Here is a 14,647-nt window from a genome sequence, read left to right as displayed (position 1 = left end):
TCAGATCTGTGTCTGCTATGGCTCAAGGTGCCGGAGCCGGTTCAGGTTCGTTGGTCACCCGCAGCAATCCCCAAAGCCCGGCGGTGTTGCCGTAAGCGCCGTAATCACGAAACAGGTAATCGCCCGGTATCGCGTTGCTGCCCCCGGCGCTCGGGTGCATGAAACTGAAGTGCGCCGCCGGCAGGATGCTTTCGTGGGCGCCGATGTACATTGACATCGGGTTGAAACCGAACCGCACCGAACCCACCCCTGGCGTACTCATCGGATAGCCACCGGCATCGCTCTTTTCCGACTGGAACGGGTTGACCGACCAGACGTGACCGTCAAGCTGGAAGGTCGTGCCGCGACTGCCACCGGTGGGCATCATGATGTGGGTGCGGAACGGTTGCCCCGGTTTCACATACAGCACCGGCGTCTGCGGATCGCCCCCCACCAGCGCATTGCTGTAAGCCATGTGCGCATTAGGCACGTCGCCGTAACCTGAGCCGCCTGCATGACCGAACGGCGCGTCCGGCGCCAGCCCGAAGCGGTACCACAGTGGCTCGGCCTTGTAGTTGATGGCCATGCTGGAGTTGTCCTGTGGATCGGTCGGCACACCCAGGCCTTCCGCCGCAATGCCTTCCACCGGCCGGCCATTGGCCCAGCGAATGTTCAAGGCTTTCTGCCAGACCATCGCAAAATCGCGGTAGGTGGTCTGCCCTGGTGCGGTGACGGTCGCTGTCACTTTGCGTGCATCGTCAACCCAGGTGGCGCCAATCGGTAGGATGCTCATCGCCCCGCCCAGGCCTTTTTGCGGCTGTTTGATGACGTCCGCCGGGGTGAAATTCAACCCTCCGAACTCCACCGCCGTGGCGTTGATGTTGTCGACACTGCGGCCCAGTTGCGTGATCGGCTTGCCTTCACGCTCCAGGTGCCCGGCGTAGTATTGATAGGTACGCGTCGGGTACGCGCCGACACTGCCAACACGCGGCGGCACGGTCTGGATCGGGTTGGCGCCAACGTTGGTGCCGTCGGATTTGGTGATGTCGTACGCCAGCAGTTGCGCGTGCAGGCCAACGTGGCTGGACGGCCGCATCAGGTTGTTGCTGAAGGTGGTCGCACCCAGGCCGCTGTTGCGATCACGTTTGACCATGCCTTGCATCACCGCCGTCTGAGTCAGGTCCGGCATGACGATAGGCAGACGGTTTTCCAGGGTGATGTTGATGCAGTCACCGGCCGTCGCGCGCAGCACCAGCGGTTCGACTGGCACACCGGGGTGGAGCTTGCCGGTGATCGGATCGAGGTCGCCCTTGCGCACATAAAGGATCGCTGTCGGGTCATGCAGTGGCCCGCTTTGCCCGCCGATGGTGAAGGTCTCACCGTTTTCAGGATCGGTCACGGTAACCTGCGCAATGCTCACAGTCCGCGAGTTGAACACCAGGGTGCCGCCCGCCGGATTCAATGGCCCGCCGACATGCTGACCCATCCCCGCCGGATCACCGATGGACAGGTTCAGCGGATTGCCAAGGATGTCGTTGGCCAGCGCCGCGACCACTTCATAGTTGCGTTTTGGCGTCGGCCGGGTGCCGATGCCGTTAGGGTTGGCGCCGTACCGTGGGCAGATACCATCGAACGCCACGGTGTTGCGCATGCCGGCCGGTTTCGCGTTGTTCGGCAGCGCAAACAGGTCGCTGCGCTGGGCCGTGTAGTTGCGCATCACGCCCCAAATCCCGCTCCAGTAACCTTCCAGGGAGGCGTCCATCGAGTACAGGTAATCCCCGGTGGTCGCGGCTGAGCTGGAGATCATCGAGACCGGCGCATTGAAGCCCATCTGCTCGGAGATCCCGACCATCTGCGACGAACGCCAGCCCGAGTTGGAGCTGTTGCCGTAACCGGAACCGCTTTGCAGCCACTTCACGCCGTGCAGGGTCACGTTGTGCTCTTCTTCGTAACCACCGGCATGCACCCGCAGCCGCACGTTGTCCCCGGTGTAGGTGCGCAGCATCGGGGTGAACGGATCACCCGGTTCTGCGCCGCCACGGTTGATGTGTGGCGGGAACACCGTGGTACCGCCGGTTGGACCGGTGGCCGCGGTCACCAGGTTCGGCGCCAGGTTCATCGCCGGGATCGCACGGTCGGTGCGGCTTTGCATGGCGTACGCCAGGTCGCCGCCGAGGCCGTCGGCCTGCATGCCGCGCTTGCCGTCCGGGCCGACCTTGTTCGGGTCGTACACCCGCAGGGCCAGCGGTTCGTTGCGGTAATTGACCACGAACATGCCAGGGTCATCGACCGAAATCGCTTGTGGGCATGGCCGGCTTGGGCAACCAGGAACTTGCCCGCCTTGCACTTCAACGATCCCTTCCAACAAGGTGCTGGCGTTATTGCGCACCGGCGGGTTGATCGCGTAACGGAAGCTGTCAGCGGTGGCCGGGAAGGCTTGCGGATCAGGCACGCCGTTGGGGCCAGCGCCAACGTACACACCCGCTTCATAGGCATGCTGGAAGTCGCTGTATTCGAGGAAGAACTCACGGAAGCTGTCGTTCTTGCCGTCCCCGTCCAGGTCACCGGTGGACACCACCGCTTGCCACGAAGTCGGCCCGCCGTCCTGCCGCGCGCCGCTGTACAACGGCTCGCCGGTTTCGGCGTGGAACCAGGTGGAACCGGCCGGTTCTGCCAGCACGGTGGCGTACAGACCAATCTGTTGGTGAGTCGATGGGCCGAGGTGGTCATGGGTGAAAATGGTCCCCAAACCACGGTCGACGCCTTTGCTGTTGATCACCGGATCGACAAACCAGCGCTGCATCGCTGTACGCGCCCCGACCCAGTCGGCCCGGCCGTATTGGCCGAAGAACGGGTGAGCTTTGGCTTTCGGGCAGGCCGGCGTGCCGTCACGCGGATCGGTGCCTTCGCACTGGTTGAACTCGCGAATCGCGCGGATGCGTTCTTGCACTGCCCCCGGGGAAAGGACGCCGTCTTCGTAGTTCCAGCCGTTGGCCGAACCATCGGCGGCCGTCAGGTCCCATTTCGGCAGGTGAATGTGTTGACCGATCACGTCGGTTGGCGTGCGCACCTGATAGTCGTCCATTTCATAGGTGGACGGCACCAGGTTGGTTTGTTGGTACTGCACGCAGTCGAAGGTGTTCATGCGCATCACCAAAGGCTCTGGCGGACGCTGCTTGGTAATCACCGGCCAGGCGTCTTCCCACAGCGCGAGAATGCGCGCTTGCGGGAAGTGGTAACCGACCTTGTTGTAGACCGCGTCGAACTGGATGTTTGCGGCTTTGTAGACGCGTGGACGGTCGGCGGTGAACGTCGACGTACCGGTGAAGGACATGCCGTCGATCCGTTCGCCACTGGCAAACTCGCCGGTGCCGGCGCTGCTGGTCAGGCGTTTTTGCCGATCATCCATGCACGGTTCGTAATACGGTGCGCCCGCTATCGGCAAGGCACCGTTGGTGCGGAAGTTGCGTGCCACGACTTGATTGCCGGGTAGCACGGCGAAGCTCGGATGGTCCTTTTTGGCGTGGAACGCCATGGCCGCCTGTTCGACTTCGGTGCCCTCTTCCGGCATGTAAATCGGCTTGGCCCGGGTCACTTTCTTGGAGAAATCCAGGGACGTGGTAATGGTTTGCGCCTGGCCACCGGAGGAGAAGCCGTCCAGCGTATGGCGCCCCAGACCGCCGTCCCAGCCACCGGACTGAGCCGGGTCAAGGTTGGCCCACAAGGCGTTGCCGCTGGTTTTCAGGGACTGAGCCTTGGCAGCGTCGAGCATGTCCAGCGGTGGGGTCGGTGGGCGTTGGCCGACCGAGCTTTCCATGCCGCCGATCCAGAACGGATAGCCAGGGTTTTTCAGGCTGCCGTCGGCATTGCGGTTGGCTTCACTGCGATCCACCAGGGCCAGCGAACCGATGGCTTGGCCGCCGCCGTTACCGCTGTGATGTCCGCCGTCGTCGTCATCTTCGTCATCGCCACCGGCCACCAGGGTTTCGCCGATTTTCGGCACGACCGCGACGTTGCCCGGCATCGGTGCCATGGCTTTGCCGGGCAGCGGCACTACGGCTGGAATCGGTGTGCCGGCAACGATCTCGCCATCGGGCAAGGCCCGGGCGCCTGCAGCCGGTTTACCGCTGCGCAATGCATAAGGTTCGCTGTGATAACCGTCGGCGCCCTGCTGGGAAACCTCGAGTTTGGTGCCTTCTTCAAAGACGTCATGCACCCGCCACATGCTCCACATGCCTTGGGTAAAGTGCGGATAGAAGTGGCAGTGATAGATCGCATCGCCCGCGACCCGGTTGCGGTTGCCCGAACCACCGTTGGCGATTTCGTAGGTGTAGCCGGCGCCTGGACCAATGCCTTGGGCGTCCACATAATCGGAGTTGTCATCGTTGGGGTTGAACAACCACTGATGCCCGTGCAGGTGGAAGATGTGCTGCTCGTGGCCGTTGTGGGTGTTGCGAAATTTGATGAAGTCACCGATGTAGCTGTGGTTGACGTTGGACGGCTCGGACGGATACAGCGCCATGGTCGCCTTGACCCCGACCTGATCGGCCCTCGGTACTTGACCGGGGAGAATGCCTTCCAGGCCGGCGTTGGCGGGCACGTCCACCAGCATCGCCACATCGCCGACGGTGTGGGAACTGAGGAAGAATTCTTCATAGGCGCAGGACAGGCAATCGTGCATCGGCCCGACGCCCAAACGGTTGGCGACCACTTCGGCGCCCATGCCGCCGGAGCCATAGTTGATCATGAACGAGTCGCGGGTCGGCTCCAGCACGTGAGCCATCACCGGGTCTGCCCAGTAAGCGGGGAACGCCTGAGTCGCGGCGGTTTCATCCTGGAACTGCGAGGCGAAATCGCGGAACGGTTCCAGACGATTCGGGATCGCCGGATTGCGTTTGCCGATGGCTTCCAGCGGATAGGTAGACGGCGGGAAGCTGCCATCGGCGTTGCTGCCCATCACAACCGCGTCGCTCTCGCTGGAAATGATTTCATTACCGTCGACCATGCTGATGATCGGCAGGCCGGCCTTGCCTTCACGGATCCAGGGTTCGCGCTGCGGGTAGCGCGCCTGGTAATCAACGATCGGTTGACCGGCCGGGGTGCGACCGGAGCTGGCCAGGCGCATTTCTTCTTCGGTCACGGTGTTGCGATAGGTGCGGCCGCCCTTGGGCACCACTACAACCTGGCCGAACAGTCCGTTGGCCACGTTGCCCGCATCCCCTTCACCACCGAAGGTCGCGCCGCGGCTGCTGGCGGCAAACGCCCCTTCGCGCTCGGCGAACAAGGTGTAGGAACGGGTGGCACTGGGAGGAATCAAGGTATTGGCGTTGCGTCCGGTATAGGACGCAATATCGTCGATGCTGTTGACCGCTTGCAGGCCATTGACCTGGAAGCCGACGTGGCGGTCAGCGACCTGTTCATCCACCTTGAAGTTGCCTGCGTTACCGATTTCTACTTCACCTTCAGTATCGCCCACCGCCCCGCTTTCATGGCTGCCGGGGTTGGCCTGGTAGGCGAGCAGGTTCTGCAGGTTGATGGTCAGGCAGTCACCGGCGGCGACGCGCAGCACCAAAGGACGCGGACGCTTGTCGGGCCGCAGCGACACCTTGCCCGGCACCGCCGTTCCGCCCTGGGCCAGGGACATGTCATGGTCGTCGACCACATCACGGCGCAGGGCAAACATCATGCCGTTGGCGTTCTGCGCGCCGAGGCGGTTGAACATCAGCGGCTGATCCAACGCCACGACATTGGCCACCAGATTGCGCTCGCAGCGCACGGCCGCCTCAGCCAGCTCAATGCCAAGCATCGACACCACCAACAGCAGCAAGTTAAAAACGAACGTCGTGTTGGGTATGCCGGTCATGATCACGGGCCTCGCTGTGGGTGCTCACAGGGAATAGTTCTCGACAAATCCCTTGAGCAATCCGCATGCCATAAATAATTTATATGTTTTTCAGTCACTTACGTAAACGACTTAATAACTCGGGGGATATTCCCCACCCATTCCCCCCACTTCTTCGACCTGGAGATAACTTCCCCCAAAAAGCACATCCCGTAGCAGCTGCCGAGCCTGCGAGGCTGCGTTCGGCTGCGAAGCAGTCGTGAATTCAGACGACGCGGTGTTTCAGCAATACCTCGCGCTCAGGTTTACGACGGCTTCGCCGCCGAACGCAGCCTCGCAGGCTCGGCAGCTGCTACAAATGCGTTGCCCCACTATTGGGGGGAAACCCCCAATCACAGCGGCGCATCCGCGGCCAGACCCTGCAACCGCCGGTATTGGCGCAAGACACTGGGCACGTAACGCTGGGTTTCGGCGAACGGCGGGATCACCCCGCCACGGCTGAGCACCGCTTGCGGCCCGGCGTTGTAGGCCGCCACGGCGAGGCTGATGTCGTTATCGAACAGGGTCATCAGGCGCTTCAGATAACGGGCGCCGCCCTGGATGTTGGCTTTGGGGTCATAGACGTCTTTCACCCCCAGTTCCCGCGCAGTGTCGGGCATCAACTGCATCAACCCCCCAGCACCCTTGGGTGACGTTGCGCCAGCGTTGTAGCTGGACTCGGCCTGAATCACTGCATGCAACAGCGCCGCCGGTAACTGATTGGTCGCGGCCGCGGCCGAAACCAGCTCGGCATAGGGCTGCCGGGCAATCATCTGCGGTTGTTGATCCATGCTGATCCTGGCGGATTCGGGCTCGTGAATCACCCGTTCATAGGTGCGGCCGGGACGGTGGACATTGGACAGAACGTAGCGGCCCTTGGTGTCCACGAAAACGAACACATCGGCCTGTACGACGCCGGTCAGCACCAGCAGACCGAACAGTCCTGTGGTGAGTGTTTTCATAATTTCGCCTCCCCTGCCCGACCCCGAAAAATGGGGCTAATGCCCCAATGGCCGGTAGTAAACCAGCCATACGCAAGCACTGTGCCGGATGCGCGAAGGCCCGCAATTCAGGGGTTGCAGAAGGATGTCCGAGCATGTGCATGGCAATTGCATAACCCTTCACGGCGACCCTTCTGCCGACTGTGTGAGGTCATCATGAATCAGCGTTTGCGTTCCACCCCGCGTACTCAAAGCGGGTTCACCCTGCTCGAACTGTTGGTGGTGTTGGTGGTGCTGGGGCTGTTGGCCGGCATCGTGGCGCCGAAGTATTTCGCCCAATTGGGCCGCTCCGAAGTGAAGGTGGCCAAGGCGCAAATAGAAGGCCTGGGCAAAGCATTGGATCTGTACCGCCTGGAGGTCGGTCACTACCCGTCGACCGAACAGGGTTTGCCGGCGCTGGTCACCGCGCCCAGCGATGAAACCCGCTGGACCGGCCCTTACCTTCAGAAAAAACTGCCGCAGGATCCGTGGGGCCGTAACTACGCCTATCGCTACCCCGGTGAAAACGGCGAATACGACTTGCTGTCCATGGGCAAGGACGGCCAACCCGGCGGCGAAGGCGAAAACGCAGAAGTCACCAGCTGGCAATGACGGGAGTGACGACCATGCGATTTCATCTCAAAGCCGTTGGCAAGGCCGGCGTAGTCTCGATGACCGTCGAGGCGCTCGGCCACAGCGAAGCCCGGCGCATCGTCGAAGACCAGGGCTATCGGGTGGTGAGCCTGTACGCCGAGCGTCACTGGCGTGCGTTGCGCTTACGACAGCGCGAGACCTTCAACCTGGTGCTGTTCAGCCAGGAACTGACCACGTTGCTCAATGCGGGCCTGCCGCTGATCGATGCGCTGGAAAGCCTGGCGGAAAAAGAGAACGCGCCCCAGGCCCGCAAAACCTTGAGCGAACTGGTGCGCCTGCTTTACGAAGGCAAATCGTTCTCCCAGGCACTCGGCCAGTTGTCGGCGGTTTTCCCCCCTCTCTATGTTGCGCTAGTACAGTCCAGCGAGAAAACCGGCGCCGTGGGCGATGCCCTGGGCCGATATGTCAGCTATCGCCAGCGCATGGACGAGGTCCGGCAAAAAATCGTCAGCGCTTCAATCTACCCCCTGCTGTTGCTGGTGGTGGGAAGTGGCGTGGTGTTGTTTCTGATGGGCTACGTGGTCCCGCGCTTCAGCCTGGTGTTCGAAGGGCTGGGCTCGAACCTGCCGTGGCTGTCGCAGATCCTGATGAGCAGCGGGATGTTCCTCCACGCCCATCAGGGCGAATTATTCGGCGCATTGCTGGCGATCATCATCGCCCTCGGCTTCCTCCAGCACCAACCAGCCTTTCGCCGGGGCGTCGACCGCGTGATTGAAAAACTCCCGGCCGTCCATCAACGCATCTTCATGTACGAACTGGCGCGTTTCTATCGCTCGCTGGGGATTCTGCTGCAAGGCGGCATACCCCTCGTCACCGCCATGGGCATGGTTCGCGGCCTGCTCACCGTCGCCTCCCGCGTGCGCCTGGACCAGGCCTGCGAACGGGTGCGCGAGGGTCAGTCGCTGTCGGCCGCGCTGGAGCTCAATCAGCTGGTGACCCCCGTGTCCCTGCGCTTGCTGCGCGCCGGTGAGCAGTCCGGCAACCTCGGGCAAATGATGGAGCGCAGCGCCGACTTCTACGACGAAGAAATCAGCCGCTGGATCGAATGGTTCGTGCGGTTGTTCGAACCCTTGCTCATGACCTTCATCGGCCTGCTGATCGGGCTGATCGTGATCCTGATGTACATCCCGATTTTCGAACTGGCCTCGAGTATTCACTGAGCCGTGGAACAGGGTCGAGATGGACGTTTTAGAGATCATCGACATTACGACTGAATAAGTTCAGTACGTTGAGGTGTTTACCCACTGAATCAAGCAGCAAGTTGCATTCATCAACGTTCCAATCTGAATAAGAAGACGGAGAACGATATGCACGTCAAAAAGCTTTTGCTCACAGTTGCTATTGGCGCAGTTCTGTCGGCATCCACCGTATTGATTCCGGACAGCTTGTCCGGTGTGTCGAGTGCTCAAGCCAAAGACGGAGGCAGTGGCGGTGGCGGTAGTGGAGGAGGCGGCGGAAGCGGCGGAAGCGGTGGCGGCGGCAATGGCGGCGGTCACGGTGGAAGCGGCAGTGGCGGCAATGGTGGTGGTCACGGTGGAAGCGGCAGTGGCGGCAATGGTGGTGGTCATGGTGGAAGCGGCAGTGGCGGCAATAGCGGCAATAGCGGCAGCGGCCACAGTGGCAGCGACCATGGCTCGGGGCATTCCGCCAACTCAGCCTCATCCTCCTCCGGGCGCAGTGGCACTCACGCTGAACCTGGGGATGATCACGGCGTTCATCGTGCCGGTGAAGTGGGCGATGACCACGGTGTGCATCGCTCGGGTGAAGTCGGTGACGACCACGGCGTGCATGTCGGCGGTGAACCGGGCGATGACAAAAGGAACTGACAACCCCGGCGGTGACTCGGGTTTCTCGGGAGTCTTGAGATCTATCGGTAACCGCGGGCCTGCAAATCAAACAGCTGTGCATAGCGCCCACCCGCCGCCGCCAGACTGTCGTGATCGCCCCGCTCAAGGATCGCGCCCTGATCCAGCACGATGATGTGATCCGCATTGCGCACGCTGGAAAACCGGTGGGAAATCAGTAACGTCATGCGGCCTTCGGTGTGCTCACTGAAATGCTCGAACACCGCCGCTTCCGCCGCCGGGTCGAGTGCCGAGGTCGGTTCATCCAGAATCAGGATATCGGCGTTGCGCCGCATGTAGGCGCGCGACAACGCAATCTTCTGCCATTGCCCACCGGACAACTCCTGCCCCCCGGCGAACCACCGCCCTAATTGCGTGGCATACCCTCGATCCAGTCCCTCGATGAAGGGGGCGGCCATGCCCTCAGCGGCGGCTTCCTGCCAGCGCTGCTCATCATGGAACGCCAGCGTGTCACCCACACCAATGTTCTCGCCGACGGAGAATTGGTAGCGGATGTAGTCCTGAAAAATCACCCCGATGCGCCGACGCAGCGCGTCTTCTTCCCACGCCTGCAGATCGCTGCCGTCCAGCAGGATGCGGCCCTGATCAGGACGGTACAGCCGAGTCAGTAATTTGATCAGCGTGGTCTTGCCCGAACCGTTCTCCCCCACCAGCGCCAGACTGTGTCCGGGTACCAGGTGAAGATCGATGCCGTCCAGCGCGGCGCGACTGGCGCCCGGATAACGGAAACCGACGTTTTCGAAACGCAGGCCATCGCCGGGTATCGCGCCCACGATGAGATGGCCGGTATCCACCACAACAGGCTCGGCCAGGTATTCATAGAGACTGGAGAGGTAAAGGCCATCCTCGTAGAGACCGCTGATCGCACTCAAACTACTGCTGACCGCCGTCTGCCCCTGCTTGAACAACACCAGGTACATGGTCATCTGCCCGAGGCTGATGTTGCCGTGGACGGTATCGACCACGACCCAGGCATATGCCAGATAAAACGCGCCGGTGCCCAGTAGACCGAGAACAAATCCCCAGCCATCTCGACGTAGTGTCAGGCGCCGGTCTTCGGCATAGAGACGTGCGAACGTGTCGCGGTAACGCTTCAACAGCAACGGCGCGAAGCCGAACAGTTTGACTTCCTTGATGTAGCCCTCGTGGGAGAGCAGCGTCTCGATGTAGTTCTGTTGTCGACTCTCCGGCGCGCGACGCGTGAACAGCCTGAAAGCATCACCAGAAAAATGCGCTTCGGCGAAGAAAACCGGTAACGCGCCGACCACCAGCAACACCAACGCCCACGGCGAAAAATGCACCAGCAACACACCGAAACTGATCAGCACGATCAGGTTCTGGATCAGCCCCAACGATTTCATCACCAGCGCCAGCGGTCGGGTCGAGGCTTCGCGCCGCACCCGAACCAGCTTGTCGTAGAACTCGGAATTCTCGAACTGCACCAGCGATAAGGTCTGGGCCTTTTCCAGAATCATCGTGTTGACCTTCTGCCCCAACTGCACCCGCAACAGCGATTGCTGGACTGACAGCGCACGCTGGGTCCCGGACAGCAACGCGAGCACGCCCGCTTCGAATAACACATAACGCACGACCGGCCACAACGGCGCACTGCCCTGTTGCGCGTGCAACTGCATGGCGCTGACCACTGCATCGACAATCCGCTGCCCCAACCAGGCCGCCAGTGCCGGAAGCACCCCGGCGATCAGCGTCGCCAGCACCAATCCCAGAAACAGTCCGCGAGACGTTGCCCAGACCAGCAGCAAGGCGCGTCTCGCCTGGTCGAGCAATGAGGTGAAGCGATCAAGAACAGGGTTCACTCCGCAAGCTCCCCCTGATACCTGGCCCGATACCGTCCCGGACTTTCCCCCGTCCACTTCTTGAACGCCCGATGGAACGCACTCGGCTCCTGAAAGCCTAGCTGCTCGGCAATATCGCAGATACTCGCCTTGCTCTGACGCAGTTGCTCGAACGCAACACCGCGCCGCACCTCGTCTTTGATCTCCTGATACGAACACCCTTCACGCTCCAGTTTTCGGCGGAAGGTGCTGGGGCTCAGGTGCTGTTCCAGGGCGAAGGCCTGCAAGGTCGGCCACTGGCTGTAATGGCTGCTACGCAGGCGCTGATGGACCTGCGACGCCAGGCCGTGCTGATTACGAAAACGGATCACCAGCCATTGCGGCGCGGTGCGCAAGAACACTTTCAGCGACGTCAGGTCCTGGACCACCGGCAGACGCAGGTAGTGGCTGGCGAATTCGATTTCAGTGCGCTCTGCACCAAAGGTCAGGTTCGGTCCCCAGAGCAAACGGTCATCGCTGAGCGACACACGCTCATGGCGAAAGTCTGCGCGATCGATGGGGATGCGCCGCCCACCCAGCCAGCACAGCAGACTGATCATCAACACCAGAAACGTCTCCTCGCCCAAACGACTGACGTCGCAGTTTGGCGAGTGGTTCTGCAAGCTGATCACCGCGCGTTTGCCGCGCACCGTCAGCGTGCCGCGAAAGTCGTGGAGGAACAGCGCGAAATTGGCCAGGCACTGGCGCATGGCTTTGTGCAGGTCAGGTTCCTGAATCAATGCCCGGCAGATCAGGGCGAAACTGCCCGGTGGCATGCCATGGGAGTCGAGCCCGAAGAATTCATCGTTCAGTTCGCGGATCTGTATCAACCACAACGCGGCGAACGCGCTCGCCGGCACACGCGCAGTGGGCTGCTCCATCAACGTCGGGTCGATGCCCGCCTGTTCAAGCGCAACCCTCAGACGCTGCGGATCTTCCCCCAGCCCATGGATCATTGCCTGCACGAAGTAGGCGGCAACCGAGTCCTTTTCCCGCATGTGAACGCTTCTCTCCCCATCACCCGAATGGCAAAAAACACCAGTGCCGTTGAACAGTTTCGGCATAGGACAACCGCCCTGCCGGCTCTAGACTCGCGGCCAATAGTACGCCTTCGGCCACTACGGCGGCCAAGGTATCGCGGGGTTTGATCGGAAGGACGGAACATGAATCTGCAAAACATTGGCGTAATCGGCGCAGGCACAATGGGCAACGGCATTGCGCAAGTCTGCGCCTTGGCCGGTTTCAACGTGACCTTGCTCGACATCTCCGAGAGCGCCCTGCAAAAAGCCATCACGACCGTGGGCAAAAACCTCGATAGGCAGATCGTCAAGGACACGCTGACGCAAGAGCAAAAGCTCGCCGCCCTCGACAAAATCCACACCAGCACCGACTACAGCAACCTGCTGAACGTGCAAATGGTGATCGAAGCCGCCACCGAAAACCTCGACCTGAAACTGCGCGTGCTGCAGCAAATCGCCGCGCAGGTCAGCACCGAGTGCGTGATCGCCTCCAACACTTCGTCACTGTCCATCACCCAGCTCGCTGCCAGCGTGAGTCAGCCTGAGCGCTTCATCGGTCTGCACTTCTTTAACCCGGTGCCGGTGATGGGCCTGATCGAGGTGATTCGCGGTTTGCAAACCAGCGACGCCACCCACGCACTTGCGCTGGACATGGCGGCAACACTCGGCAAAACCGCGATCACCGCTGGCAACCGTCCGGGTTTCGTGGTCAACCGGATTCTGGTGCCCATGATCAACGAAGCAATTCTGGTGTTTCAGGAAGGCCTGGCCAGTGCCGAAGACATCGATGCCGGCATGCGCCTGGGCTGCAATCAGCCGATCGGGCCGCTGGCGTTGGCGGACCTGATCGGTCTGGACACCGTGCTGGCGATCCTCGAAGCCTTCTACGATGGCTTCAACGACAGCAAATACCGCCCTGCTCCACTGCTCAAGGAAATGGTCGCCGCCGGCTACCTGGGGCGCAAAACGGGGCGTGGCTTCCATGCCTATGCCTGAGCGTTGCTCGCGCTTTGCCGAGTACCGGGACAAGGTGCTGGAGCTGTTCGCCAGCAAGGGTTTCGGCCAAGTCGGCATGCGTGAGCTCGCGACCTGCCTGGGGCTCGCCCCCGGCTCGTTGTATCATCATTACCCCAGTAAACAGCACTTGCTGCTCGACCTGATCGAGGAGTTCTACGAAGAACTGCTGGCAACCTTGGGGCGCATCGAGCAAAAGGCCCCGGCAAAACGTGACAAACTCCATGCCGTTATCCGAGCGCATTTGAACCTGCATCAGGAGATGCCCTGGCATTTTCGTCTGGCAGAGCGTGACAGCGGCTGCCTGAATGAAGAGCAGCAGGAACGGGTTCGGCAATTGCGCGAGCAATATGAGCGCAAACTGTTGCTGATGCTCGGGGCCCGGTCCCACTTCAGTGAACAGGGTCTGCTGGCCGCCGGACATGCAATCGCCAACTTACTCAACAGCGCACCCGGCTGGCTGGCGCAACATTCGTTGGATGAGCAAGAGCGCGTTGATCTGTTGGAGAGTCTGGTGAGTGGAGCCATCGAACGTTTGCTGCGTCCCTCGGTGCCACGCGCAGTGGCCTGAGGGACCAGGACGATATCCCCGTAATTGGGGATTGACCCGTGAGTGCCGGAAGCCATAAGCCACGCCACTTCAATAGAGAAAACGTCTAAACGATTCCTGCCAATCGCGCCATATAACGCTTAGCTAATGGGGGCCCAATCACTGCGGAGCCGGAGGTGAATCCAGCCTCCCTCCGCCACCTTCGATACCGGAAGCCAAAAATGAAAATCAATCCCTACCTGATCTTCAACGGCGACTGCAAAGCCGCATTCACCTTCTATGCCCAAAGCCTGCCAGGCCAGATCGAAGTCATGATGACCTTCGGCGATAGCCCCGCGCGCGAGCACTTTCCGGCGGACTACCACAACCTGATCATCCACACCCGCCTGCTGGTAGGCGATCAGGCGATCATGGGCTCCGACACAACACCTGACCGTCCAACTGACGAAATGAGCGGTTGTTCGGTTTCGCTGAACGTCGACAGCATTGCTGAGGCAGAGCGGGTGTTTTCTGCGTTGTCGGACGGCGGCAAGGTGGACATGCCACTGGAAGCCACGTTCTGGGCGGCTCGCTTCGGCATGCTGGTTGATCGGTTTGGTGTGTCGTGGATGGTGAACTGCGAAAAGGATCAGTGAAACTCACTTTCTCAAGGCAGCGGATTGTTCGGAGGAACCCCACTATGCCTGCCCATGACGTGCCTTGGTTCAATCGTTTCACGTAAAAACCATCGAGGGTCGGAAACTCAAAGGGATTGTGATCAAGTACCGGTAATCTCCGCTCGCCCCCTGAAGACGTCGACAGCGGAGGTTGAACTTTGTACGAACTTTCCTGCGGACAAAACAAAACCCCTACCTGCATACGCAGATAGGG

General features: G+C 61.1%; 10 protein-coding genes. 6 read left to right on the top strand and 4 right to left on the bottom strand.

Annotation, left to right across the window (positions count from 1 at the left end; all coding sequences use genetic code 11):
* Positions 1–22 precede the first annotated feature (22 nt).
* A complete protein-coding gene (gene mnxG, locus QK293_RS22375) occupies positions 23–5,842 on the bottom strand; it encodes a manganese-oxidizing multicopper oxidase MnxG (RefSeq protein ID WP_282381156.1) in 5,820 nt (1,939 codons plus the stop codon).
* Between the two features lie 371 nt (positions 5,843–6,213).
* Positions 6,214–6,822 carry a lytic transglycosylase domain-containing protein gene (locus tag QK293_RS22370; protein ID WP_282381154.1) on the bottom strand — a complete coding sequence of 203 codons (609 nt, stop codon included), beginning with the start codon at positions 6,820–6,822 and terminating at the stop codon, positions 6,214–6,216.
* Between the two features lie 195 nt (positions 6,823–7,017).
* On the opposite strand from QK293_RS22370, the gene gspG reads away from it, so the two are divergent.
* The 3 genes from gspG to QK293_RS22355 all read left to right on the top strand — a co-directional run bounded on the left by gspG (position 7,018) and on the right by QK293_RS22355 (position 9,320).
* Entirely contained in the window at positions 7,018–7,452 is a 435-nt protein-coding gene (gene gspG / locus QK293_RS22365) for a type II secretion system major pseudopilin GspG (RefSeq protein ID WP_282381152.1), read from the top strand.
* Positions 7,453–7,466: 14 nt separating this feature from the next.
* A complete protein-coding gene (locus QK293_RS22360) occupies positions 7,467–8,654 on the top strand; it encodes a type II secretion system F family protein (RefSeq protein ID WP_282381150.1) in 1,188 nt (395 codons plus the stop codon).
* A gap of 147 nt (positions 8,655–8,801) precedes the next feature.
* Positions 8,802–9,320, top strand: coding sequence for a hypothetical protein (locus QK293_RS22355; protein WP_282381148.1), 519 nt, complete (start codon positions 8,802–8,804; stop codon positions 9,318–9,320).
* A gap of 41 nt (positions 9,321–9,361) precedes the next feature.
* Here the strand turns inward: QK293_RS22355 and QK293_RS22350 are convergent, their stop codons facing one another.
* Both QK293_RS22350 and QK293_RS22345 read right to left on the bottom strand, forming a co-directional pair.
* Positions 9,362–11,176: an ABC transporter ATP-binding protein gene (locus tag QK293_RS22350; protein ID WP_282381146.1), complete on the bottom strand. Its 1,815-nt coding sequence runs from the start codon at positions 11,174–11,176 to the stop codon at positions 9,362–9,364.
* On the bottom strand, positions 11,173–12,192 hold the full coding sequence (locus QK293_RS22345; RefSeq protein ID WP_282381144.1) for an AraC family transcriptional regulator: 1,020 nt from the start codon (positions 12,190–12,192) through the stop codon (positions 11,173–11,175). Before QK293_RS22345 ends, QK293_RS22350 begins: the two co-directional genes overlap by 4 nt.
* A gap of 165 nt (positions 12,193–12,357) precedes the next feature.
* On the opposite strand from QK293_RS22345, the gene QK293_RS22340 reads away from it, so the two are divergent.
* From QK293_RS22340 to QK293_RS22330, 3 genes are all read left to right on the top strand, one after another.
* The gene (locus QK293_RS22340; RefSeq protein ID WP_282381141.1) at positions 12,358–13,209 is read left to right on the top strand and encodes a 3-hydroxybutyryl-CoA dehydrogenase; all 852 of its coding nucleotides are present in this window, start codon (positions 12,358–12,360) and stop codon (positions 13,207–13,209) included.
* Positions 13,196–13,798, top strand: a complete 603-nt coding sequence (locus QK293_RS22335) for a TetR/AcrR family transcriptional regulator (protein WP_282381139.1) — start codon at positions 13,196–13,198, stop codon at positions 13,796–13,798. Before QK293_RS22340 ends, QK293_RS22335 begins: the two co-directional genes overlap by 14 nt.
* Before the next feature lie 200 nt (positions 13,799–13,998).
* A complete protein-coding gene (locus QK293_RS22330) occupies positions 13,999–14,412 on the top strand; it encodes a VOC family protein (protein ID WP_282381137.1) in 414 nt (137 codons plus the stop codon).
* Positions 14,413–14,647: the final 235 nt, after the last annotated feature.

The sequence above is a fragment of the Pseudomonas sp. AL03 genome, from assembly GCF_029960815.1.
Classification (GTDB): Bacteria; Pseudomonadota; Gammaproteobacteria; order Pseudomonadales; family Pseudomonadaceae; genus Aquipseudomonas.
Note: the sequence above shows the minus strand (reverse complement) of the source record. Positions and strands in the feature narration are given on the sequence as shown.

Excerpts from the sequence above, each read along its gene's own strand:
- mnxG (WP_282381156.1), bottom strand. The coding sequence starts at position 5,842 with ATGACCGGCATACCCAACACGACGTTCGTTTTTAACTTGCTGCTGTTG.
- QK293_RS22370 (WP_282381154.1), bottom strand. The coding sequence starts at position 6,822 with ATGAAAACACTCACCACAGGACTGTTCGGTCTGCTGGTGCTGACCGGC.
- gspG (WP_282381152.1), top strand. The coding sequence starts at position 7,018 with ATGAATCAGCGTTTGCGTTCCACCCCGCGTACTCAAAGCGGGTTCACC.
- QK293_RS22360 (WP_282381150.1), top strand. The coding sequence starts at position 7,467 with ATGCGATTTCATCTCAAAGCCGTTGGCAAGGCCGGCGTAGTCTCGATG.
- QK293_RS22355 (WP_282381148.1), top strand. The coding sequence starts at position 8,802 with ATGCACGTCAAAAAGCTTTTGCTCACAGTTGCTATTGGCGCAGTTCTG.
- QK293_RS22345 (WP_282381144.1), bottom strand. The coding sequence starts at position 12,192 with ATGCGGGAAAAGGACTCGGTTGCCGCCTACTTCGTGCAGGCAATGATC.
- QK293_RS22340 (WP_282381141.1), top strand. The coding sequence starts at position 12,358 with ATGAATCTGCAAAACATTGGCGTAATCGGCGCAGGCACAATGGGCAAC.
- QK293_RS22335 (WP_282381139.1), top strand. The coding sequence starts at position 13,196 with ATGCCTATGCCTGAGCGTTGCTCGCGCTTTGCCGAGTACCGGGACAAG.
- QK293_RS22330 (WP_282381137.1), top strand. The coding sequence starts at position 13,999 with ATGAAAATCAATCCCTACCTGATCTTCAACGGCGACTGCAAAGCCGCA.